This is a genomic window from Nodosilinea sp. FACHB-131, from assembly GCF_014695395.1.
Lineage (GTDB): Bacteria > Cyanobacteriota > Cyanobacteriia > Phormidesmidales > Phormidesmidaceae > Nodosilinea.
Window position 1 is genome coordinate 16,043 of sequence record NZ_JACJOF010000011.1, and the last position, 20,216, is coordinate 36,258.

Genomic DNA, 20,216 nt, shown 5'->3' on the forward strand with positions numbered 1-20,216 from the left:
TTAAACCCGGCAAGCCCATCTACGGTAATGGATTGAGCCGGTTACCGCAGGTCAGCTACTTTTTTATTTCGTCACGGAGGACTACCCCTGCCGGTAGATGCCCGGATTCGCAATGTCATCCGAACGTGCTAAGTTACATTTCGTCAAAAAACCGAAGACCAATTTGCAATGGGTATGGGATTTAAGGCAATTCCTGTGCTGCCTGTTCTGAGTCATTTTCGTGAACCAGGATCTATCCCCTGCTCTTTCTGTTGAATTCTTTTGGTGTAAATGAAACATCGCGTATTGGGCGGACTGACGGTTGCCGTCGCTATGTCCGTCTTTGGAGCACCTTTGCCTACCCAAGCCCAGGATAGCGGCGACAACAGCCTCCCCCTGGATCCGGAATCAGAGCATCATGCTGACGTTCTTCCTCAACCCCCTGAAGCAGGTTCGCCAGCGGACTCTGACTCTTCAACTTTTGAGCCTAGCCAACCTGACTCAGCGTTATTACTTCAACCCTCTGATTCCACCGACGACATTCTCGAGACAGCTACTGTCTTTCCCCACGCCCTAGAGGCTCGCCCAACCGTTCCTGCTGAACCTGACTCAGCACTATCGCTTCAGCCCTCTGACTCCACCAGCGATACGCTCGAGACAGCCACTGTCTTTTCCCACGCCCTAGACTCCCGTCAGGCAGCGACCGTCTATATTCGCTCGATTCCAGTTGTCACCTTGGTAGGCGGCGAGCTAGAAACCCTGAGTGCCAGCCTTGGTACCGTTGCCTCAAATGCCCAACCCCAGCACCGAGCCGAGACCGTTGTGTCTCGTCTACAGGAACTGGCCGCTAACGGCAATGCTGACGCTATCGTGGCCCGTTGGGACAGCGACGACGAGTCGTTTGTGGTGGCTTGGGGAGAAGAAGCCCTAATCACCCTTGATGGCGAGACGATTTTGCCCGATACCACCGACAACCCTGGTGAAGATGCACTCCAGATCGCCAATCGACTGCGACGGCTGCTAGGCGATGCCCCTCCCCTAGCTAGCGTTGAGGGCCTACCCGAACCTGCGGCTCCTGACACCCGAGTTGGCATAGTAACCTCTACCCTCACCGGCATGGCCTCCTGGTATGGGCCTGGGTTTCATGGACGACGTAGCGCTAGCGGTGAAGTGTTTAACCAAAACGACCTGACAGCGGCCCACCGCACTTTGCCCTTTGGCACTCGAGTGCGGGTGACCAACGTATCTACGGGGCAATCTGTCGTTGTGCGCATCAACGATCGCGGCCCCTTCAGCCACGGCCGGGTGATTGACCTATCAGCCGCTGCAGCCTCTAACATTGGGTTAAGGGCCAGTGGAGTGGCACGGGTACAGCTAGAGGTGCTGTCGGCCGAGTAGTTGATCTGCCCAATTTTGCTGCTCTGGAGGTTGGTTCTCCGGGGGGTAAGCTAGCCCTTTCCAACCAAGTTGGTGGAGAGGGCTTTTGATGGTGTGCCCTAGCCTTGGCGCTACAAGAGAGCTGAAGTAAAGTCATGGCAAAGCAGGGCACTGGCGATATGTCCATGACTTTAAATCTGGTACGGTATTACCTTTGGAGCGGGGTGGCCAGAAGTTCAGCTGTCACACACTCACGCAGTAGAAGGTAGGAAATTGTGCGAGTACTCAAGACGGTTGAAGGAGTAAGATGCTATCTGGACCGAGCCCGCCGCAAGCAGAACGCGGCGGACGGCGTCGCGGTAGGGCTGGTGCCGACGATGGGCAATTTACACCGAGGCCATCTAAGCCTAATTGAACGGGCTCGGCTGGAGAACACGGTAGTTGTGGTCAGCATTTTTGTGAATCCACTGCAATTTGGCCCCCAAGAAGATTTGGCGCGTTATCCCCACACCCCCGAGCAAGACCTGCGTCTGTGTGAACAGGCTGGGGTCGATGCGGTGTTTATGCCCACTGCCGCTGCCTTCTACGGCGCTGCTCAGCCCCAGGCTGAGGCCATGACTCGAGTAGTGCCCCCCAAGCCGATGGTGACGGTGCTGTGCGGCCCTCACCGGCCGGGTCATTTTGAGGGGGTGGCGACGGTAGTGACTAAGCTGTTGAGTTTGGTAGCTCCCGATCGCGCCTACTTTGGCTATAAAGATGCTCAACAGTTGGCCATTCTCAAGCGCTTGACCCGCGATCTAAACTTGCCTGGCCAACTGGTCGGCTGCCCTACGGTGCGCGAGGCGAGCGGTTTGGCCTTGAGCTCCCGCAACAGCTATTTGAGCGAGGTTGAGCGGCAGCAGGCGGCAGTCATCTACCGCGGGCTATTGGCAGCCCAGCAGTGTTTCCAGGCCGGTGAACGGTTGAGCTCAGTCCTAACAGCGGCTGTGGATGCGGAATTGGCCCAGGAGCCATCTCTGCATCCTCAGTATGTAGAACTGGTGCACCCCGAAACCCTGCAACCCCTGGAGTGGGTGGAGACGCTGGGGATGCTGGCAGTGGCGGCTCGCCTGGGCACCACGCGGCTAATTGACAACATTTTGCTACGCGATCGCCAGCCGATTGTGGCCATTGATGGGCCGGCTGGGGCTGGTAAGTCAACGGTGGCTCGCCAGGTGGCCCAACGGCTAAACCTGCTTTACCTCGACAGCGGCGCGATGTATCGGGCGGTGACCTGGCTGGCCCTGGAGCGCGGCATCGATGTACAGGACGAGGTTGCGATCGCAGAACTCGTGCAGGACTGCGAAATCCGGCTAGAGGCCTCGGGCCATGACTCTGCCTTTGCTGCCTACCCCAGTCGCATCTGGCTCAACGATCAGGAAGTCACCCAGGTTATTCGTAGCGCAGCCGTCACGGCTGAGGTCTCGGCGGTGTCAGCCCAGCCTGCGGTGCGCGAGGTTCTCCTACGCCAGCAGCAGCAGTACGGCATCACCGGTGGTGTTGTTATGGAAGGTCGAGACATCGGCACCCAGGTGTTTCCCCAAGCGGAGCTGAAAATTTTTCTCACCGCGTCGGTGGGTGAACGGGCTCGCCGCCGCCAGAGCGACCTCGCTGCCCAAGATCAGCCAGCCGTATCCCTCAGCGACCTGGAGCAGGCCATTGACGAGCGCGATCGCAAAGATAGCAGCCGCCGGGTATCGCCCCTGCGTCAGGCCGATGACGCGATCGCCCTCAACACCGACGGCCTCTCCATTGAAGATGTGGTGAACAAAATAGTTCAGCTCTTTGAATCGAGGGTAAGGCTATGAGTAGATGGCTAGGACGATGGGGGAGGTAGGGGAGATAGGGCAGTAAATTCAACGTTCCTAGATAAACCTCGATCGTTCTGCTCCTCATCTCCCTCACCCTCCTCATCTCCCTCACCCTCCTCATCTCCCTCACCCTCCTCACCTTCCCCATCCCCTCACTCCCCAATCCCATGCCCATTACCGGAACTACCCAAATCCTCGGCGTCATTGGCGACCCGGTCACCCATTCCCTGTCACCCGTAATGCACAATGCTGCGCTGGCAGAACTTGGGGCCGACTACGTCTATGTGGCCTTTCCAGTAGCGGTAGACGTGCTCGAGGCGGCGATCGCTGGCTTTAACGTCATTGGGGTGCAGGGGTTCAGTATCACCATTCCTCATAAGCAGGCTATTCTGCCTCTGTTGGCGACGGTTACTGACGAAGCTCAGGCGGTAGGGGCCGTCAACACGGTGTGGCGCACCGAGCAGGGTTGGGCCGGTACCAATACTGACGTAGCCGGGTTTGTGGCCCCGCTCAAATCATTCAGACCTTGGGTTGGATGCACGGCCTTGGTCTTGGGCAACGGCGGGGCAGCCAGGGCTGTAGTAGCAGGCTGTGCGCAGCTGGGATTTGAATCGGTGCAGGTGGTAGGTCGCAGGGCCGCAGCTCTGGATGCCTTTCAGCAGGGCTGGGTCAATTCACCTCTGCACCCTCCGCTCACAGTTCATTCCTGGGAATCGTTGCCAACCTTGCTGCCCACTGCCGATCTGATTGTTAATACCACTCCCCTTGGCATGCACACCACCGCCGGGCAGACGCCCTTGGCCAAAGAGGATCTGGCTTTAGCTCCGTCCCATGCCGTAGTCTATGACCTAATCTATACGCCCAGGCCTACTCAATTGCTGGCTCTGGCCGACCAGCGCGGGTTGGCCACCCTAGACGGGTTAGAAATGCTGGTCCAGCAGGGGGCCGCTGCTTTGGAGATTTGGCTAGACTGCCCAGCACCTGTGGCCACGATGCGCCAGGCCTTGGTCGATTGGCTGGAGCGATAGCTAAACGTTTGAGGCAGCTTTTCTGCTGTGTAGAGCGGTTGAATCGCCTGACTCGTCTGGGTTATACCGAGTTCAAAGGCGATCGCTCTCTCAGGGCAAGAAGGTTCTAGGATGGGTAGTTGCATCCTCCGCTCTGGCTATCCCATGCTCAAAGCCGTTGTGGGTGAGCAAGTGCTGAATGACCCCAGCAACAATCTTTTGCATAGCCGTGTCGTTGCCGCTGTAGTCGAGGGTAGCGGAGATGATATAGCGCTGACCGTTCACCCTGACCGCTGTAGTAGTGCCCAGCACCTTAGAATTGCGGCCGGTCTTTTCCCCCAACCAGTCAACGGGGGGATACACAGCTGCGTGGCCTAGATTGCGATCGCGCTGGTTGACCAAAGCCGCTTCTATCAGGTGGGCTCCCGAAAACTCCCGGTTATAGATAGCTACCATCATGTCGGTTAGCTCGTCGGTAGTGATGACGTTGGGGGCGCTACCGGCGTTGGCGGGGTAGGTCGTTTCTCCCACCAGCTTTCTGGTGACGCGAGTGGCCTGGTAACCTTGGCTGTGTAGACTTTGGTTGACACCATCCCACCCGATGTAGTCGATCAGCTGGTTGGTGGCAATATTGCTGCTGGCACTAATCATGTCGGCCATGATTTGCTCCAGGGGATATGCGGTTCTGACTCCAATGGAACCGGCATCCTCGGTCCAGTTGCTGGGGCTGACCCAGATAGCTGTACGGGGGGCAGTGCCCTCCTGGTGAAGCTTGGTCATGAGCGCGATCGCTACCGGCACCTTAATCAGGCTGGCAGAGCTAGCTGGCGGACGGCTGCCCTGCCACCGTCGGCACTCTCGCCGCAGCGAGCACACGGTCAGGCGCACCCGCGAGGCTAGACCGGCTTGTTCAACAATGGGCTTTAGGAACCCTGAGCGGGCCGTGTCGTAATGGTAAGCAGCGATCGCTCGCTGCCGCTCGTACTGCTGTTTTTGAGCTACTGCCTGGGCGGCTCCAAACGTGTCGGCAGGAACCTGGTTCAGCGCCGCTACGGCTTGGCCCCAGTGGATGTAGGCGGCGGCTAGTTCCTTGGCGGTCAGGGCGGTGGGAGCTCCTAGGGCGATCGCGGCGGTGGCAGCTTGCTCGGCTCGCTGCTGAAGCTGTCGGGCGGTTTCTTCTTGCTGTAGACGAAAGTTGATGGCCCCCAACTGCTCCAAGAGAGCAGCGGGCGGTGGCTCAACCGCTCCCAAAATTGTGGGGTAACGGCTGAGTTCAACCCCTAGGCGATCGCGCAGACGATGCAGCTCCGCTAAGGTTTTAACCTTGGGCAAGGCGACCGTTGCCTGGAGGTTTTGTTCAGGTGCCGCTACCGGAAACTTGGGCAGCGCCACATTGGCCAGCAAAATACCCACTATGACTGTGGGCTTTAACACCTGCAACCAGACAGAGTGCATCCCCCGAACCTCAGTACGGTATCGAAATTGCCTGAGGCAACCAGATGTTACGAAACTTAAGCCCTTTCTGAGCCAAAAAAAGCCAGCTAAGGCACAAAATCTCGGTTTCTGAGCGTTAGGTGAGGGTTGGTGCTAAATTTTGCTGCAAAATCGCTTGCCAGCTAGCGCTTAAGTCGTCATCGCTGCGGTGGGCCTCCCAAGGGCCGGCGTCGAAACCGCCAATACTCCACTGCCCGGTAATGTAGTCACCGTCTTCAGACACTGTTCCTATGTAGTCGATGGCCGCTTGCCCCTGACCCAAATAGCGTTTGACAAACTGGACCCGGCGCCCAACCACGGTGCCGCTGAGTTGGGCCTCGCCCAGATAGCCGCTGTCGAGAATGCTGCCGCTCAGGGCGTTCCCCCCCTGCACTAGGGTGGCCTCAAAGCGGGTTGGGATGTCCCGCTGCCAGTAGGTGCCCAGCCACATGCCGCTCAAATCTGCCATTGCCCACCTTACATTCACAGCCTTACACGTACAATTTAAATACTGAGCAACCTTAGGAGTTTGTCCCCATTTACACCCGTCCCCTGGCTCGACTGATCGAAGAATTCCAGCGGTTGCCGGGGGTTGGCCCTAAGTCGGCCCAGCGGCTGGCGCTACACGTTCTCAAGCGCCCCCAAAATGAAGTGCAGGCCTTAGCCCAGGCGCTCCTGGAGGCCAAAGCTCAGGTAGGGCAGTGCTCGGTGTGCTTTCATCTGTCAGCCGAGCCAGTGTGCGATATCTGCCGAGCTGCCAACCGCGATCCTCAAACCCTCTGTGTGGTCGCCGACTCGCGTGACGTAATTGCTATTGAGAAAACCCGCGAATATCGAGGCCGCTACCACGTGCTGGGCGGCCTGATCTCACCTATGGATGGCATTGGACCTGAGCAGCTGAACATTGGTCCCCTAGTGCACCGGGTCAGCAAAGAGGGCACCAAGGAGGTGATTATGGCCATTAGTCCCAGCATTGAGGGCGACACCACTACTCTCTACGTGGGGCAGCTGCTAAAGCCCTTTACTCGGGTAACGCGCATTGCCTTCGGTCTGCCCATGGGGGGAGATTTGGAATATGCCGATGAGGTCACCCTGGCCCGTGCCTTAGAGGGGCGCCGAGATCTAGACTAGGCCAAGATTTGGCTGAGCCTTATACAATTCTGAACCTGTTCTGGGTTGCCCGGCCCGTAGGTTAGATTAGGGATGATCAGCCCTTTGCCGTAGGTTGAGTATTTTGGGCTTGCTGGGCGAAGGTGGTTCCAGGGCACTACCGCGATTGTTTACCGCCAGGCACCAATGGGAGTTTTTCTCTATTTTTTACGGCACGGCCAAACCGCCTATAGCCTCACGGGGGGGTACTGCGGTACGCCCGAAAACGACCCTGGCCTCACCTCCGAAGGAATAGCCATGGCCCAGGAATTTGCCGAAACTTATGCCCATTTGCCCTGGAGCGCCGCCTACGTCAGCCCTCTGCGGCGGGCGGTAGAGACGGCTCGACCGCTGTGCGATGTGCTGAACTTAGAGATGCGGCTGCGCGACGGGCTGCGGGAGGTGATGTATGGCCGCTGGGAGGGCATGCACCCGACCGCTGTCGACCGCGAGCACCACGACGAGTATGTGGCCTGGCTAACCGACCCAGCTTGGTACGCTCCGGTGGGTGGTGAACGCGCTGTAGACATCGCCCGCCGATCGGCCCAGGTACTGGACGAAATTGAGCGCACCCATGCCAGCGGACATATCTTGCTAGTGTCTCATAAGGCCACCATTCGCATTATGCTCTGCACTTTGCTGGGCATTGATGTGGGCCGCTACCGCGATCGCATGGATATGCCGGTTGCCGCCGTGAGCGTAGTCGAGCTGGGCTCGCGGGGGCCACTTTTCCACACCATTGCCGATCGCTCTCACCTGAGCGACCAGCTGCGATCGCTCCCCTCCACCTGAGGTCAATTGCCCTATGCCCCTGAGGCTTTACCTACTCCGCAACGCTGAAACCGAGTACTGCCGTACGGGTCGCTACTGTAGCCAAGATGGGGTAGCGCTGTCGGCCCAGGGGCAGCAGATGGCCGATTATTTTGCCAAGGCCTACCACCACCTCGACTGGAGAGCGGTTTTCTGTAGCCCGCTCAGCCATGCTGCCGCCACCGTGCAGCCCCTGTGCCAGATCACGGGGCTGACGGTGCAACGTCGCGAGCACTTACGAGAGCTGTCCTTTGGGCGGTGGGAAGGTATGGCCCCCGCCGAGGTCAACACTACGTTCCACGACGACTATATTCGCTGGCTGGCTGACCCCGCCTGGAATACGCCCACCGATGGTGAAAAGGCCATGCAGGTGGCCCGCCGCAGTTCCGATGTGCTGGCCGAAATCGAAGAGGCCTATCCCGACGGTAATGTGCTGATCGTTTCCCACAAGGCTACCCTGCGGATTATGCTGTGCACCCTACTGGGGATTGATGTTGGTCGATACCGCGATCGCCTGGCCATGTCCGTCACCGCTGTGTCGCTAGTTGAGCTGATGGAGTACGGCCCCTTTGTGCGCCAGCTCAACGACCGTGCCCATTTGCCCCTTCACCTGCGGCGTCCCTGGGCTGGCAATGGCTCTGACGGCTGAGGGACGTTCCTGGCTCGGCAGCTCTGTCTGTGGGTAGATGGCGCTGGCTATAGACCCCAGGGAGATTGGTTATGGAGTGCAATCGCGATCGCTAGCGGTCACTCACTTTTTTTACCACATATGTTTCGGTTGCCATGGTGTCTAATCGGTTTACCGCTATATTCGCACCCTGTCTTGTACTGTTGGCCCTGGGCAGCTGCGCCTCAGCCCCTAGCCCCACCGCTCAGGCTCCGACCGACACTGCCCAAGTTGAACCTACCGAGGCTCCAGCCCAGCCCAGCCCTGAGCCAGTGGTGAATCGTGTTGAACCTGTCACGGTTGTGGAGGGTCTAGAGCATCCCTGGAGCATGGTCTGGCTACCCAACGGTGACATGCTAATCACCGAGCGACCCGGACGGCTGCGCCGGGTCAGTAACGGCGCCCTAGACCCTACTCCTATTGCTGGGGTACCCGAGGTGTTAGCTTTTCGTCAGGGGGGGCTACTAGATATTGCCTTGCACCCCGAGTTTGAAAACAATGGTTTTATCTACCTAGCCTACGCCGACGGCACTCAGCAGGCCAACCGCACCCAGGTGGCCCGGGCACGGCTAGAGGGCAACACCCTCACCGACTGGACGGTAATTTTTACTAACAACCGCGACAAATCAGACGGCCAACATTTTGGGTCACGCCTGCTGTGGCTGCCCGATGACACTCTGTTGGTGGCCCTGGGCGATGGTGGTAATCCCCCGTTACGACTTGATGGTGAGCTGATTCGTAACCAAGCCCAAAACCGCCAAACTCTACTGGGCTCGGTGGTGCGCCTGACCGACGAGGGCGAGGCTCCTGGTGACAATCCCTTTGTGAATGATGCGGGCGCTAACCCGCTGATTTGGAGCTACGGTCACCGCAATATTCAGGGCCTGGCCCTTGACCCTGAAACTAGCCAGGTGTGGTCTACAGAGCACGGCTCTCGAGGCGGGGACGAGCTCAACCGCCTGGAGCCCGGCAAAAACTATGGCTGGCCAGTGGTGACCTACAGTGAAGAGTATTCGGGCGGTCCGGTTTCCACCGAGCGCTCGCGTCCAGATATGGTTGATCCTCTGACCTACTGGACGCCCTCTATTGCGCCCTCAGGGCTGGCGGTGTATCGGGGCGATCGCTATCCCCAGTGGCAAGGGCAGCTGTTTGCCGGTGGGCTAGTCTCCCAAGATGTGCGCCGCATTGAGGTAGATGCCAATGGCGCTGTGGTCGATCAGGTTTCAATTCCCATTGGTCAGCGGGTGCGAGATATACGCCAGGGACCCGACGGGTTTCTTTACGTACTGACCGACGATCCCAACGGTCGCTTGGTTCGTCTAGAGCCAGCCTCGTAGCTCAGCAACCCCTAAGACTGTACGAAACGCGGAAGGGCGCTCCAACAGGGGCGCCCTTCCGCACATTTATAGCTGCCCCCTGGGCATTGTGACAAAGAATCGTTCGGTGGTTGTAGCCAGCTGTTCCAGGTTTGGCAGCAAATTAATCAGCTGTGTCCTCGGTCAGCTGGCTAGGGCTACAAAGCTTGGCTTGGCGATTAATTGAGCGTGGTGCAATCAGTGCCTAAGCTTTTACAACAACCAAAAATTAAAATTTGGGCGATCGCCAAGCTCTAGCTATGGCAAGGCGTTAACTTACAGAATCCGATAATTCATCCTTAGCCTGACGGGATTCCATCTGAGTCTTGGACATCAAAAACTTCCCGCCCAATTAGGCAGCATAGTCAAACACTGCGTCTAGGTATAGACGATTGATGCGGCGATCGCTGATGCCGTTCTGCATCAGAAATAGTGACAGCGCCGCACAGAACACCCGGTGTTGGCTCCACGATGGGTGGGTCTCTACATAGTCACGCATGGCCTCAAACAACTCCTCCGGCACTTCTACACTGAGGCTGATTCTCGATGCCATAGCCGCCATTGATTGCTCACTCATCTTCACTTCCCCAATCTGAAACTAGACAGCAAAATACAGCCCCTATCAACTGTTTAACAGGCCGGATCCCTTGCTGGAAGGGAACTTAGAGCCTTTAGACAAGCTGGGACAGAAGCGTTGTGTAAGCTGGTCGCACCATTGTCACCACAGGGCAGGGGGATGTCAATCTTGCCAACTCCACCTCAATCCGCTACTCCCCATCTTTGTCAACGAGGACTCAAGGGTTTCAGCGATCCCCATTCAGGCTATTTGTAATTGTCAACACACAAGCGATCTAATGTACCTGTGGAGAATCCCGATTCCCAGTTTTGGACTGAATTACTACTCTGCCATTGATTTCTGGGGAAAACTCTGCCAAATCTGGGGAAAACCCTGGGGAAAACCCCACAAGAAAAGAAAAAAAATATAAAATCCATCAGGGTTTCAAATTTTTAATATCTAGGCAAGCAAAGCGTCAGAATGTTTCACAAGTCGGCAACCCTAGACTTTGGGGGCTGCCCCTTATCTGACGCTCTTTTCATCTAACTGCAAGCGATTAACTAGCGCTGAGTAGCCAGAACCCTACGATTGGATTCTGGTCAGCACTAAATTCAAGCCCAATTTGACTAGCTCAGGCCGTTGTTCTCGGGCCAGTCACCGTCGCTAGACTGCGGATCAAGACTATCGTTAGATCCATCTAGGTCGTGGCGTAGATAGTCAAGCCTTTGCTTTTGGTGGCGGCGCGATGGGCGACGATATTTTTTGGTCTGAAGTCGGGGCTCCTGGCGTTGCTGCCCCTGCTCTCCCGTTCTGAGCTTAAGGGGGGCGTCGGGGTCGCGCTGCTGCTGTTGGCCCTCCTGGTACTCAAGAGCTTCCTTCAGCAGGGTGAGGTAAAAGTCATAGCGGGGCCAGTGGGGGTCGACGGCGCAGCCTGGTGCATCCCGGTGTAGACAATCGTTGAATTGGCAGATACCCTCAGCTAGGCGGGATCGAATTTCTGGAAAACACTGACCCAGGACCAGCGGAGTCAGGGCCAAATCGGGTTGGTTAAAACCAGGGGTATCCGCTAAAAAACCGCCCCCCGGCAGCTCGAATAGCTCTACGTGGCGAGTGGTGTGTCGGCCTCGCCCCAGCTTGCCAGACACCGCTCCTGTCCTCAGGCTGGCCTGGGGAATGAGCCAGTTAATTAAGCTTGATTTACCTACTCCAGAGGGCCCTGAGATGATGGTTGTGCGACCCTGTAGCCGAGGTAGCAGCGCTCGTATCGTTTCATCTTCTTGAAGGCTGATCATCGTGGCTGGGTAGCCCCAGTCGTCGAGCTGCTCCTGCCAGTAGCGGCGGGTGTCGGCGCTCACTAGATCCTGCTTATTGAGGCAGAGGTGAACAGGCACCCCCGTCGATTCGGCTTTAACTAAGAACCGCCCAAGCTGCTGGGGGTCAAGGTCAGGCTCGGCTAGGGCAAAGACTAGGAGAATTTGATCAGCGTTGGCTACGGGTGGACGGTCTAACACCGAGCGACGGGAACCGACTGCAGCGATCGCGCCCCGTCCGTCGGCCCAGTCTATGGCCTCTAGCTGCACGCGATCGCCCACCATCACCTGCTGACCAGTTTTCCTTAAGCGCGCCCGGCGGGTACACAGCAAGATTTGACCTGCAATCTCATCCCCAAGCAGGTCGCTGGTTGTATCCAATCTCACTCGATAGTAGTTGGCTTGTATAGCTACTACCAGACCCCAGAGGCCTGATCTCGACTCAGTTAATACCGTATCATCAAGCTCAGAAGGTGCCATCACCTAATTGGGGCGGCGCACATAAACAACAAAATAGTCAGCGCAATCCTCTAAATGCTCTACTTTGTAACCTTCCATAGTGAGACTGTCAGGTACCTGCTCAACAGGTTCCCCAGCATCAAGCCATACCTCTAGCAAAGCTCCAGGCGCCATTTTCTCCAGCCGGAGCTTCGTCCGCACAAAGTTGATGGGGCAAGGTGTGCCCCGCAGATCTAAACGCTCATCGGCGGCCGTAGAGTAGCTCATCCGCGAAACAGCCCCCCCAAAAAGCCCTCAATACCACCTCGGTTGACCTTCTCACCACGAATTTCTGCCAGTTTTTCAACCAGCTCTCGCTCCTCTGGCTTCATGCGGGTGGGAATGTCAACCTGTACAGTGATCAAGTGATCGCCGCGGCTAACGGGGTTGCCCAGCTTAGGCACACCACGATTGTCGAGGGTGAGAACTGTACCAGGCTGTGTACCGGCAGGTACGTCTAGCTCTTCTGGGCCATCAACAGTATCAATAGTCAGCTTGCAGCCCAAAATTGCTTGAAGATAGCTGATTTTGAGATCAGAGAGAATATTGATGCCATCCCGCTTAAAGGCAGCATCTTCGGCTACAAACAAATAGACGTACAAATCTCCAGCAGGACCACCCCGTAGCCCAGCGTCCCCCTCATTAGATACCCGCAGCCGAGTGCCATTATCGACGCCAGCCGGCACAGTAATTTTGAGTTTTTTGGTTTCCTGATTCTGCCCGCTACCACCGCACACGTCGCAGCGGTCTTCAATCACCTCGCCTGTACCATTACAGGTCGGGCAGGCCGATACTTGGGTAAAACTGCCAAAGGGAGTGCGGGTAGCCCGGCGAACTTGGCCAGTACCGCTACAAGTGCCACAGGTAGAAGGGCGAGTACCCGGCTTAGCACCACTGCCTGTGCAGGTGCCACAGGTTTCCAGATGGCTAATTTTAATTTCTTTCTCGCCGCCAAACACCGCTTCTTTAAAGTCAAGCCTGAGGTCAAGGCGGAGATCATCACCTCGAGTTGGCCCTCGTCGCCGAGTACCTTGGCCCATGCCTCCCGAAAAGCCGCTAAAGAAGCTCTCGAATATGTCGGCGAAGCCACCCATGTCACCCATGTCTTGGTAACCGCCAGCACCAGCACCAAGCCCAGCTTCTCCGAAACGATCGTAGCGAGCCCGAACTTCGGGCTCAGAAAGCACCTCGTAGGCTCGGTTGATCTCTTTGAAGGTGTCTTCAGCCCCAGGATCTTTGTTGACGTCGGGGTGGTATTTGCGGGCTAAGCGCCGGTAGGCTCGCTTAACATCGTCTTGATCGGCGTTGCGCGAAATACCGAGAATCTCATAGAAATCACGGGCCATAGGGGGCTACCTAGACAACTCCAGCAACAATCAACATTAAACCATTTTAAAAGGAGTGCCCACCTTGGGTAGGTGGGAATACCCGCCCCCTTAGCCTTAGTCTATGGCTTCGTAATCGGCAGTAACGGTGGCGTCTAGCCCCATATCATCGTCGTAGTCAGGGTCATAGGTCTCTTCGTTCCCCGCTTCAACGTTGGCATAGGCTGTTGCCGGGATGCCCATATCTACCTCGGCTCCGGTGTCTACGTCGCGGTAGACGTTGGTACCGACTGCAAAGATGGCCGACTGTAGGGAATCAATACATCCCTGAAATGTAGCGACATCAATGCTGGGGTTGTGGGTAGCAGCGCGGAGCTGATTGACTTTGTCGTCTAGATCAGCCCGAGTTGCATCATCTAGCAAGTTGCCATGGTCGCGCAAGGTGGCTTCGTAGCTGTAAAACAGGTTGTCAGCTCGATTAGTCAGTTCTGCTAGCTGTCGTCGTCGCCCATCTTCATCGGCATAAGTCTCAGCCTCCAGGCGCATGCGCTCAACTTCGCTGTCGGTTAAACCGCCCGTGTTGGTGATGCAGATGCTCTGGGCACGACCCGTACCCTTGTCGAGGGCCGCCACTTTAAGAATACCGTCGGCGTCGATTTCAAAAGACACCTCAATTTGCGGTACTCCGCGAGGAGCAGGGGGAAGACCGGTAAGCTCAAACTTACCCAGACTTTTGTTGTCCTTCGCCATGGCCCGCTCACCCTGAAGAACGTGAATTTCTACAGAGGTTTGGCCATCGGTGGCGGTCGAGAACACCTGAGACTTACTAGTGGGAATAGTGGTGTTGCGCTCGATAATCTTGGTAAATACTTCTCCCAAGGTTTCAATACCTAGGGAGAGGGGGGTGATATCGAGCAGTAGTAAATCTTTGACTTCCCCCCCTAGTACGCCCGCCTGAATTGATGCCCCTAGGGCTACAGCTTCATCGGGGTTCACAGAGCGATCGGGAGCCTTGCCGTTAAAGTAGGCGCTAACCGCCTGCTGCACGGCCGGGATGCGGGTAGAGCCGCCTACTAGCAAGATGCGATCGATCGCGTCAGGGCTTAAGTCTGCATCCTTAAGGGCCTGCTTAACCGGATCTAGGGTGGCCTGTACCAGTTCCGACGCAAATTGCTCGAATTGAGCGCGGGTCAGCGTCATTTCTAGGTGCTTTGGGCCAGACTCGTCGGCGGTAATAAAAGGGAGGTTGATGGAAGTCGAGGGCATACTCGACAACTCGACTTTGGCTTTTTCGGCTGCTTCGCGGATACGCTGTAGCGCCATGCGATCGGCAGATAGATCAATGCCTTCTTGCTCGCGAAAAGCAGCAGTCATCCACTCAACGATACAGTTGTCAAAATCGTCACCGCCTAGATGGTTGTTGCCAGCGGTAGCCTTGACCTCAAAGACGCCATCGCCTAACTGTAAAATAGACACATCAAAGGTACCGCCCCCAAGATCAAATACCAATACAATCTGGTCTTGGTCTTGCTTGTCGAGCCCGTAGGAGAGGGCTGCAGCAGTGGGCTCGTTGATAATGCGTAGGACTTCTAAGCCCGCAATGGTGCCAGCGTCCTTGGTTGCTTGGCGCTGCGCGTCGGTAAAGTAAGCCGGTACGGTAATAACGGCCTGGGTTACTTCGGCTCCTAGGTAAGTCTCAGCATCCTGCTTGAGCTTTTGCAGGATCATTGCAGAAATTTCCTGGGGCGTAAACGCCTTGCCGCGGATCTGCACGTCTACAGTGTTGTCACGACCGCTAACGCAAACGTAAGGTACGCGGCTACGCTCCGCTTCGGTGTCTTCCCAGCGACGACCAATAAACCGCTTGATGCTGTAGACCGTATTCTCTGCGTTGGTGACCGCCTGGCGTTTAGCCAACTGGCCTACTAACCGCTCGCCGTTTTTACCAAATCCAACAATGCTGGGTACCGTACGGCCCCCCTCAGTGCTAGAAATTACAGCTGGTTTGCCGCCTTCGAGGACAGCGACACAACTGTTCGTTGTTCCTAGGTCAATGCCGATTACTTTACCCATAGCCCACGGTGCTCAACTTAATCGTTCGCTTTACCTTCGAAATTAGCCCAGGCCCACAACGATCTGAGCTAATTGTGATTAGGTTGCCCGCTTACACCAAAGAAGTTATCGTCCACTGCGGTAACTTGTTGACTGCACTGCCCAGATGCGGGTGTTGGTAGAACCTAGAGCACAGTGATAGGGCTTCCTGACCCATCACAACCAGCAAGCACCCAGCTAATCGGTTGATAGATTATTCGAGGGACCCAGAACTCTCAATTTCTGGGTTTTGAGAACTATCCTCTGGGGGAGCAGCTACTTTCACCATAGCGTGGCGCAGCACCCGATCTCCAAGCTGGTAGCCCCGCACGAACTCTTCGATCACCACCCCCTCGGCATGGTCGGCAGTTGGTTCGCGCATGACGGCCTCGTGCAGTAGCGGGTCAAACTCTTGCCCTTCGGCACGCATGGCTGAGACTCCTAAGCGCTTTAGGGTTTCCACTAGCTGCTTGTAAACACTTTGATAACTTTTATGAATAGTCATCTCGGCTTCGGTCTGGGGCTTAATCTGCGATCGCGCCCGCTCAAAGTTGTCAACCACTGGCAGCAGCTCGATAACGGTGTCGCCCTTAATCTGAGTGGCCAACTCGTCTTTTTCCTTGCTGGTGCGTTTGCGGTAGTTCTCAAAGTCAGCTGCAATGCGCATTGATTGGTTTGCCCGATCTTCAAGCTGGGCCTTTAACCCCGCCACTTGGCGCTCTAGATCAGTCACTAAGCCTGCATCAACGCTACCCCCGTTAGAGGGCGGTGCTGCTTCAGCGTCTTCAACCGTAGCTGCTGCGGCTTCGACCACGTCATCAAAGTCAATATCCACAGCGTCTTCTTCAAGAATCTCTTCGATAGCTTCAGGGTCAGAAGCGGGATCGTGGGCAGTGTGATGAATGTCGTCAACCATGCTGATATGTAACTCGGCGGGTGAATGCAACAACTTTGCTTAGGCCCAAGTCTATCTCAGCGACTTGCCTTTAGCACTGCTTTCAATTCTATCGCGGAATGTGGGTTTGACTGCCGTGGGTTGAGGCTCTGCCTTGCTCCCAAAGATTGACGAGCCATTGACCTGCCGTGGTGCAGATAAATTAGATAAGGGTATTATCGACACTACGGGGTCAACACGGGTAAGGCTTGCGATCGGGCAAGCTTAGGGGTATATCCCCCCGTTCAGGGCATACTGCCTGCATACAATTGGGTTTAAGCCTGTTTCACACCAGCACTTTGGCATCAGCGTATGACTAATTCCTCCTCCCGGCGAGCTCTAGTACTTCAGCGGAGTTTTTCGCCCTTCGGCAACAAGCTTATTCAAGCGGGCTATGTTGACTCTGAGCAGATGCAGAAGGCCTTGGCGGAGAGCCGCAAAAGCGGGCAGTCGCTGACTGATGTGCTTGAGTCGCTCACCGGCCAACAGCTATCTCCCGAACTGCTGCGGCAGTACAAAAAACAGCAGCTTTTTGAGCTCAAAATTCTTTACGGGGTTGAATCCCTCGATCCCGAACTCAACGATATCTCCCCAGCTCAAGTTGGGCAGCTAATCGATACCCTGGTGCCGGTTGATATCTGCCGTCGTCACCGCTTGGTGCCTCTTTCCAAGGATCAAGGTGAGACCCCTTCGGTGCTCGTTGCCATGGTCGACCCAGAGAATTTGGAGGCTCAGGACGACCTCAACCGTATTTTGCGGGCCCAGAGCCTCTCTCTTCGGCGCATGGTCATTACCGTTGAAGACTATCAGCGGCTGATGTCTACCTATCTAGATGATGCCGTAGCTAAGCAGAAGAAAGAAGAACTAGATGCCGCCGTTGACGTTAACACTAGCCTGGAAGAGCTCGACTTTGGCGCAGGTAGCTTAGAAGATGTTATCGACGAAGAGGCGGACTTGGGCATGGCCCTTAAGGATGCCGGTGCGGCTCCGGTCATTGCCTTAGTCAACAAAATTTTAGCCAAAGCTCTACAAGAGGGCGTTTCTGATATCCATATTGAGCCTCAAGAGGAATATCTGAGGGTGCGCTTCCGTAAGGACGGGGTGCTCAAGGAAGCGCTGCCGAAGATGCCCAAGAAGATTATCCCGGCGGTTACCGCCCGCTTTAAAATCATTGCCGAGCTAGACATCGCTGAGCGCCGAGCACCTCAGGATGGTCGTATTCGGCGGGTGTTCCAGGGGCGCAAAGTTGACTTTCGAGTCAACACTCTGCCCAGTCGCTGCGGCGAAAAAGTGGTGCTGCGAATTCTAGATAACTCAGCGACTCAGCTAGGTCTAGATAAGCTGATTACTGACCCCGATTCTCTGCGCATTGTGCAGGAGATGGCCTCTCGGCCCTTTGGCCTGCTGCTGGTGACCGGCCCGACCGGCTCAGGAAAGACAACGACTCTCTACTCGGTGCTGTCTGAGCGGAACGACCCTGGTATTAACATCAGCACTGCCGAAGACCCGATCGAATACACGCTGCCTGGTTTAACTCAAGTGCAGGTAATTCGCGAAAAGGGCATGGATTTTGCCTCAATTTTGCGTGCTTTTCTGCGTCAGGATCCAGATGTGATTCTGGTGGGTGAAACCCGCGATCGCGAAACGGCTAAGACGGCCATTGAAGCCGCTTTGACAGGGCACTTGGTGCTGACCACGTTGCACACTAATGACGCTGCTGGAGCGATCGCTCGCCTCGACGAAATGGGAGTAGAGTCATTCATGGTTTCTAGCGCCCTGATTGGGGTACTAGCTCAGCGTCTAGTGCGGCGAGTGTGTACTGATTGCCGCATTTCCTACAGCCCGACTCCTGAAGACCTGGCTCACTTTGGTCTGAGTTCTGCCTCTGAATCAGACATCACCTTCTACAAGGCCAATACCCTTACCGTAGAAGAACTGGTGGCAGCTAAAGATAACAATACTCTCTGTCCAAAGTGTCAAGGTGGTGGCTACAAGGGGCGAGTCGGAGTATACGAAGTGCTGCGGGTCACCGAGCGGCTGCAAAAGCTGATTTCTGAAGGAGCCCCCACTGAAATGATCAAGGAGGCAGCGGTAGAAGAAGGTATGCAGACTCTGCTTTCCTACAGCTTAGACTTGGTGCGACAGGGATACACCACCCTAGACGAAGTGGAACGAGTAACCTTTACGGATACAGGCTTAGAAGCAGAACTTAAGTCGAAGCGTAAAGCTTCTCTAACCTGTGCTAGCTGCGCCGCTGATCTTCAGCAAGATTGGCTCGACTGTCTCTACTGCCTCACTCCCCGCTTCCACGATTAGCAGCTAGTTGACAGGATGTTGTCTCAAATTGGGCATCTTGTTAGCAGCAGCGGACTCTACGGCACCAACTGTTTTATTGGCTTAGCCTAAGCTTTTCTAACGCTAGACTCTCTCGATGTTTCTCAAACCCCATGAGGTAGCCCTATGGAATTGATGATCGAAGACTTGATGGAAGAGGTAATTGAGCGGGGTGGCTCTGACCTACACCTTTCCGCAGGTTTGCCCCCTTATATCCGCATTAGCGGCAAACTTACTCCCACCGAGCACGAGCCGATGACTGCCGAGTCCTGTCAGCGGCTGATCTTCAGCATGCTCAACAATACTCAGCGCAAACAGCTGGAGCAAACCTGGGAGCTGGATTGCTCCTACGGCGTAAAAGGACTTGCCCGCTTTCGGGTCAACGTCTATAAGGATCGAGGTACCTACGCGGCCTGTTTGCGAGCGCTGAGCTCCAAAATTCCGAGCATGGATGCACTGGGGTTGCCCAACATCGTGCGGGAACTGTCAGAGAAGCCCCGAGGTTTAATTCTAGTAACCGGCCCCACTGGTTCTGGAAAGTCAACCACTCTGGCTTCGATGATCAACAACATCAACCTTACGCGGCCCGAGCACATTCTCACCGTTGAAGACCCGATTGAGTTTGTCTATGAGCCTATCAAAAGCCTGATTCACCAGCGCCAGATTGGGGAAGACACAAAGAGTTTTGCCAATGCCCTGCGTGCTGCCCTGCGGGAAGATCCCGACGTAATTCTAGTCGGTGAGATGCGAGACCTCGAAACCATTTCCCTGGCTATTTCGGCCGCAGAAACGGGACACCTAGTCTTTGGTACTCTACACACCAGCTCAGCGGCCCAAACCGTTGACCGCATGATCGACGTATTCCCTCCTGAGCAGCAGCAGCAGATTCGGGTGCAGCTGTCAGGTTCGCTAGTAGCGGTACTTAGCCAAACTCTTGTGCCTAAGGCCAATCCTAAGCCCGGCGAGTTTGGTCGCATTATGGCCCAAGAGATCATGGTCATTACCCCAGCGATCGCCAACATGATTCGGGAAGGTAAAACCCCCCAAATCTACGGTGCTATCCAGACCGGGGGTAAACTGGCGATGCAGACCCTAGAAAAGGTTTTAGCTGATCTCTATAAGGCGGGCACAATTTCCTTTGAGGCTGCCATGTCTAAGACCTCCCGCCCGGATGAGCTGCAGCGGCTGATTGGAGGCGCGCCAGCACCCAATGCTGCTGCTCGTCAAGGGGCGGCGGTTGGACGCCATTAAAACCCTAGGCAAACAACCCCATGTAACTAAACTGGGCACTCAGGAAAATTTGAACTGGGTGCCCTAACCTAGAGAGTGGAAGCACAGTTTTCTATGCCTGTCACTAACTTAGGGTTAGACCTAGAACTAAAGTGACCATGTTGCTAGAGCAAGGCGCACACCACGTGAGTTCGGGTAGATTTAGCGGGTTCGGTAAGCTGGACCCGTCGCTATAATTGCAGTACTTTTAAGCCGTTGAGCTAATAGAGCC

Annotated in this window: 17 protein-coding genes; 9 read left to right on the plus strand and 8 right to left on the minus strand. The window is 55.8% G+C overall.

All coding sequences use genetic code 11. The features are described 5' to 3' along the window. Positions 1–270: 270 nt before the first annotated feature. From H6F75_RS27890 to H6F75_RS06650, 3 genes are all read left to right on the plus strand, one after another. The gene (locus H6F75_RS27890; protein WP_190750456.1) at positions 271–1,377 is read left to right on the plus strand and encodes a septal ring lytic transglycosylase RlpA family protein; all 1,107 of its coding nucleotides are present in this window, start codon (positions 271–273) and stop codon (positions 1,375–1,377) included. A gap of 254 nt (positions 1,378–1,631) precedes the next feature. After that, a complete protein-coding gene (locus tag H6F75_RS06645; protein ID WP_190750458.1) occupies positions 1,632–3,203 on the plus strand; it encodes a bifunctional pantoate--beta-alanine ligase/(d)CMP kinase in 1,572 nt (523 codons plus the stop codon). Between the two features lie 170 nt (positions 3,204–3,373). Then, positions 3,374–4,234 (plus strand): shikimate dehydrogenase, encoded by an 861-nt coding sequence (locus H6F75_RS06650; protein ID WP_190750459.1) that lies wholly within the window; start codon positions 3,374–3,376, stop codon positions 4,232–4,234. A 90-nt stretch (positions 4,235–4,324) separates the two neighbouring features. On the opposite strand, the gene H6F75_RS06655 is transcribed toward H6F75_RS06650, so the two are convergent. Together H6F75_RS06655 and H6F75_RS06660 are read right to left on the minus strand one after the other, a co-directional pair. Continuing rightward, positions 4,325–5,668: a serine hydrolase gene (locus tag H6F75_RS06655; protein WP_190750461.1), complete on the minus strand. Its 1,344-nt coding sequence runs from the start codon at positions 5,666–5,668 to the stop codon at positions 4,325–4,327. Positions 5,669–5,783: 115 nt separating this feature from the next. Next, positions 5,784–6,155, minus strand: a complete 372-nt coding sequence (locus H6F75_RS06660; RefSeq protein WP_190750463.1) for a hypothetical protein — start codon at positions 6,153–6,155, stop codon at positions 5,784–5,786. Positions 6,156–6,223: 68 nt separating this feature from the next. On the opposite strand from H6F75_RS06660, the gene recR reads away from it, so the two are divergent. The 4 genes from recR (at position 6,224) to H6F75_RS06680 (ending at position 9,649) form a co-directional block, all read left to right on the plus strand. After that, the gene (recR, locus tag H6F75_RS06665; RefSeq protein ID WP_190750622.1) at positions 6,224–6,817 is read left to right on the plus strand and encodes a recombination mediator RecR; all 594 of its coding nucleotides are present in this window, start codon (positions 6,224–6,226) and stop codon (positions 6,815–6,817) included. A 165-nt stretch (positions 6,818–6,982) separates the two neighbouring features. Further along, complete coding sequence (locus tag H6F75_RS06670; RefSeq protein ID WP_190750465.1) at positions 6,983–7,627, plus strand: histidine phosphatase family protein; 645 nt, start codon at positions 6,983–6,985, stop codon at positions 7,625–7,627. 13 nt (positions 7,628–7,640) lie between these two features. Then, a complete protein-coding gene (locus H6F75_RS06675) occupies positions 7,641–8,294 on the plus strand; it encodes a histidine phosphatase family protein (protein WP_190750467.1) in 654 nt (217 codons plus the stop codon). Positions 8,295–8,428: 134 nt separating this feature from the next. Beyond that, complete coding sequence (locus H6F75_RS06680) at positions 8,429–9,649, plus strand: PQQ-dependent sugar dehydrogenase (protein WP_190750469.1); 1,221 nt, start codon at positions 8,429–8,431, stop codon at positions 9,647–9,649. A gap of 370 nt (positions 9,650–10,019) precedes the next feature. Here H6F75_RS06680 and H6F75_RS06685 read toward each other — a convergent pair whose 3' ends face one another. From H6F75_RS06685 to grpE, 6 genes are all read right to left on the minus strand, one after another. After that, the gene (locus tag H6F75_RS06685) at positions 10,020–10,244 is read right to left on the minus strand and encodes a DUF2811 domain-containing protein (protein ID WP_242019766.1); all 225 of its coding nucleotides are present in this window, start codon (positions 10,242–10,244) and stop codon (positions 10,020–10,022) included. Positions 10,245–10,849: 605 nt separating this feature from the next. Next, entirely contained in the window at positions 10,850–12,013 is a 1,164-nt protein-coding gene (rsgA, locus tag H6F75_RS06690) for a small ribosomal subunit biogenesis GTPase RsgA (protein ID WP_190750471.1), read from the minus strand. A 3-nt stretch (positions 12,014–12,016) separates the two neighbouring features. Next, positions 12,017–12,259, minus strand: a complete 243-nt coding sequence (locus H6F75_RS06695) for a sulfurtransferase TusA family protein (protein ID WP_190750473.1) — start codon at positions 12,257–12,259, stop codon at positions 12,017–12,019. Further along, positions 12,256–13,377 (minus strand): molecular chaperone DnaJ, encoded by a 1,122-nt coding sequence (dnaJ, locus tag H6F75_RS06700; RefSeq protein WP_190750475.1) that lies wholly within the window; start codon positions 13,375–13,377, stop codon positions 12,256–12,258. Before dnaJ ends, H6F75_RS06695 begins: the two co-directional genes overlap by 4 nt. Before the next feature lie 96 nt (positions 13,378–13,473). Beyond that, positions 13,474–15,429: a molecular chaperone DnaK gene (gene dnaK / locus H6F75_RS06705; protein ID WP_190750477.1), complete on the minus strand. Its 1,956-nt coding sequence runs from the start codon at positions 15,427–15,429 to the stop codon at positions 13,474–13,476. Positions 15,430–15,661: 232 nt separating this feature from the next. Beyond that, on the minus strand, positions 15,662–16,363 hold the full coding sequence (grpE, locus tag H6F75_RS06710) for a nucleotide exchange factor GrpE (protein WP_190750479.1): 702 nt from the start codon (positions 16,361–16,363) through the stop codon (positions 15,662–15,664). A 330-nt stretch (positions 16,364–16,693) separates the two neighbouring features. Here grpE and H6F75_RS06715 point away from each other — a divergent pair, with 330 nt between their 5' ends. Both H6F75_RS06715 and H6F75_RS06720 read left to right on the plus strand, forming a co-directional pair. After that, positions 16,694–18,697 carry a GspE/PulE family protein gene (locus H6F75_RS06715; protein WP_190750481.1) on the plus strand — a complete coding sequence of 668 codons (2,004 nt, stop codon included), beginning with the start codon at positions 16,694–16,696 and terminating at the stop codon, positions 18,695–18,697. Between the two features lie 144 nt (positions 18,698–18,841). Further along, a complete protein-coding gene (locus H6F75_RS06720; protein WP_190750482.1) occupies positions 18,842–19,966 on the plus strand; it encodes a type IV pilus twitching motility protein PilT in 1,125 nt (374 codons plus the stop codon). The last annotated feature ends 250 nt before the right edge of the window (positions 19,967–20,216 follow it).

Coding starts and splice junctions, on each gene's coding strand:
- H6F75_RS06695 (WP_190750473.1), bottom strand. CDS start 12,259: ATGAGCTACTCTACGGCCGCCGATGAGCGTTTAGATCTGCGGGGCACA.
- H6F75_RS06655 (WP_190750461.1), bottom strand. CDS start 5,668: ATGCACTCTGTCTGGTTGCAGGTGTTAAAGCCCACAGTCATAGTGGGT.
- H6F75_RS06715 (WP_190750481.1), top strand. CDS start 16,694: ATGACTAATTCCTCCTCCCGGCGAGCTCTAGTACTTCAGCGGAGTTTT.
- H6F75_RS06720 (WP_190750482.1), top strand. CDS start 18,842: ATGGAATTGATGATCGAAGACTTGATGGAAGAGGTAATTGAGCGGGGT.
- H6F75_RS06675 (WP_190750467.1), top strand. CDS start 7,641: ATGCCCCTGAGGCTTTACCTACTCCGCAACGCTGAAACCGAGTACTGC.
- H6F75_RS27890 (WP_190750456.1), top strand. CDS start 271: ATGAAACATCGCGTATTGGGCGGACTGACGGTTGCCGTCGCTATGTCC.
- H6F75_RS06670 (WP_190750465.1), top strand. CDS start 6,983: ATGGGAGTTTTTCTCTATTTTTTACGGCACGGCCAAACCGCCTATAGC.
- rsgA (WP_190750471.1), bottom strand. CDS start 12,013: ATGGCACCTTCTGAGCTTGATGATACGGTATTAACTGAGTCGAGATCA.
- H6F75_RS06660 (WP_190750463.1), bottom strand. CDS start 6,155: ATGGCAGATTTGAGCGGCATGTGGCTGGGCACCTACTGGCAGCGGGAC.
- dnaJ (WP_190750475.1), bottom strand. CDS start 13,377: ATGGCCCGTGATTTCTATGAGATTCTCGGTATTTCGCGCAACGCCGAT.
- grpE (WP_190750479.1), bottom strand. CDS start 16,363: ATGGTTGACGACATTCATCACACTGCCCACGATCCCGCTTCTGACCCT.
- H6F75_RS06650 (WP_190750459.1), top strand. CDS start 3,374: ATGCCCATTACCGGAACTACCCAAATCCTCGGCGTCATTGGCGACCCG.
- H6F75_RS06685 (WP_242019766.1), bottom strand. CDS start 10,244: ATGAGTGAGCAATCAATGGCGGCTATGGCATCGAGAATCAGCCTCAGT.
- dnaK (WP_190750477.1), bottom strand. CDS start 15,429: ATGGGTAAAGTAATCGGCATTGACCTAGGAACAACGAACAGTTGTGTC.
- H6F75_RS06680 (WP_190750469.1), top strand. CDS start 8,429: ATGGTGTCTAATCGGTTTACCGCTATATTCGCACCCTGTCTTGTACTG.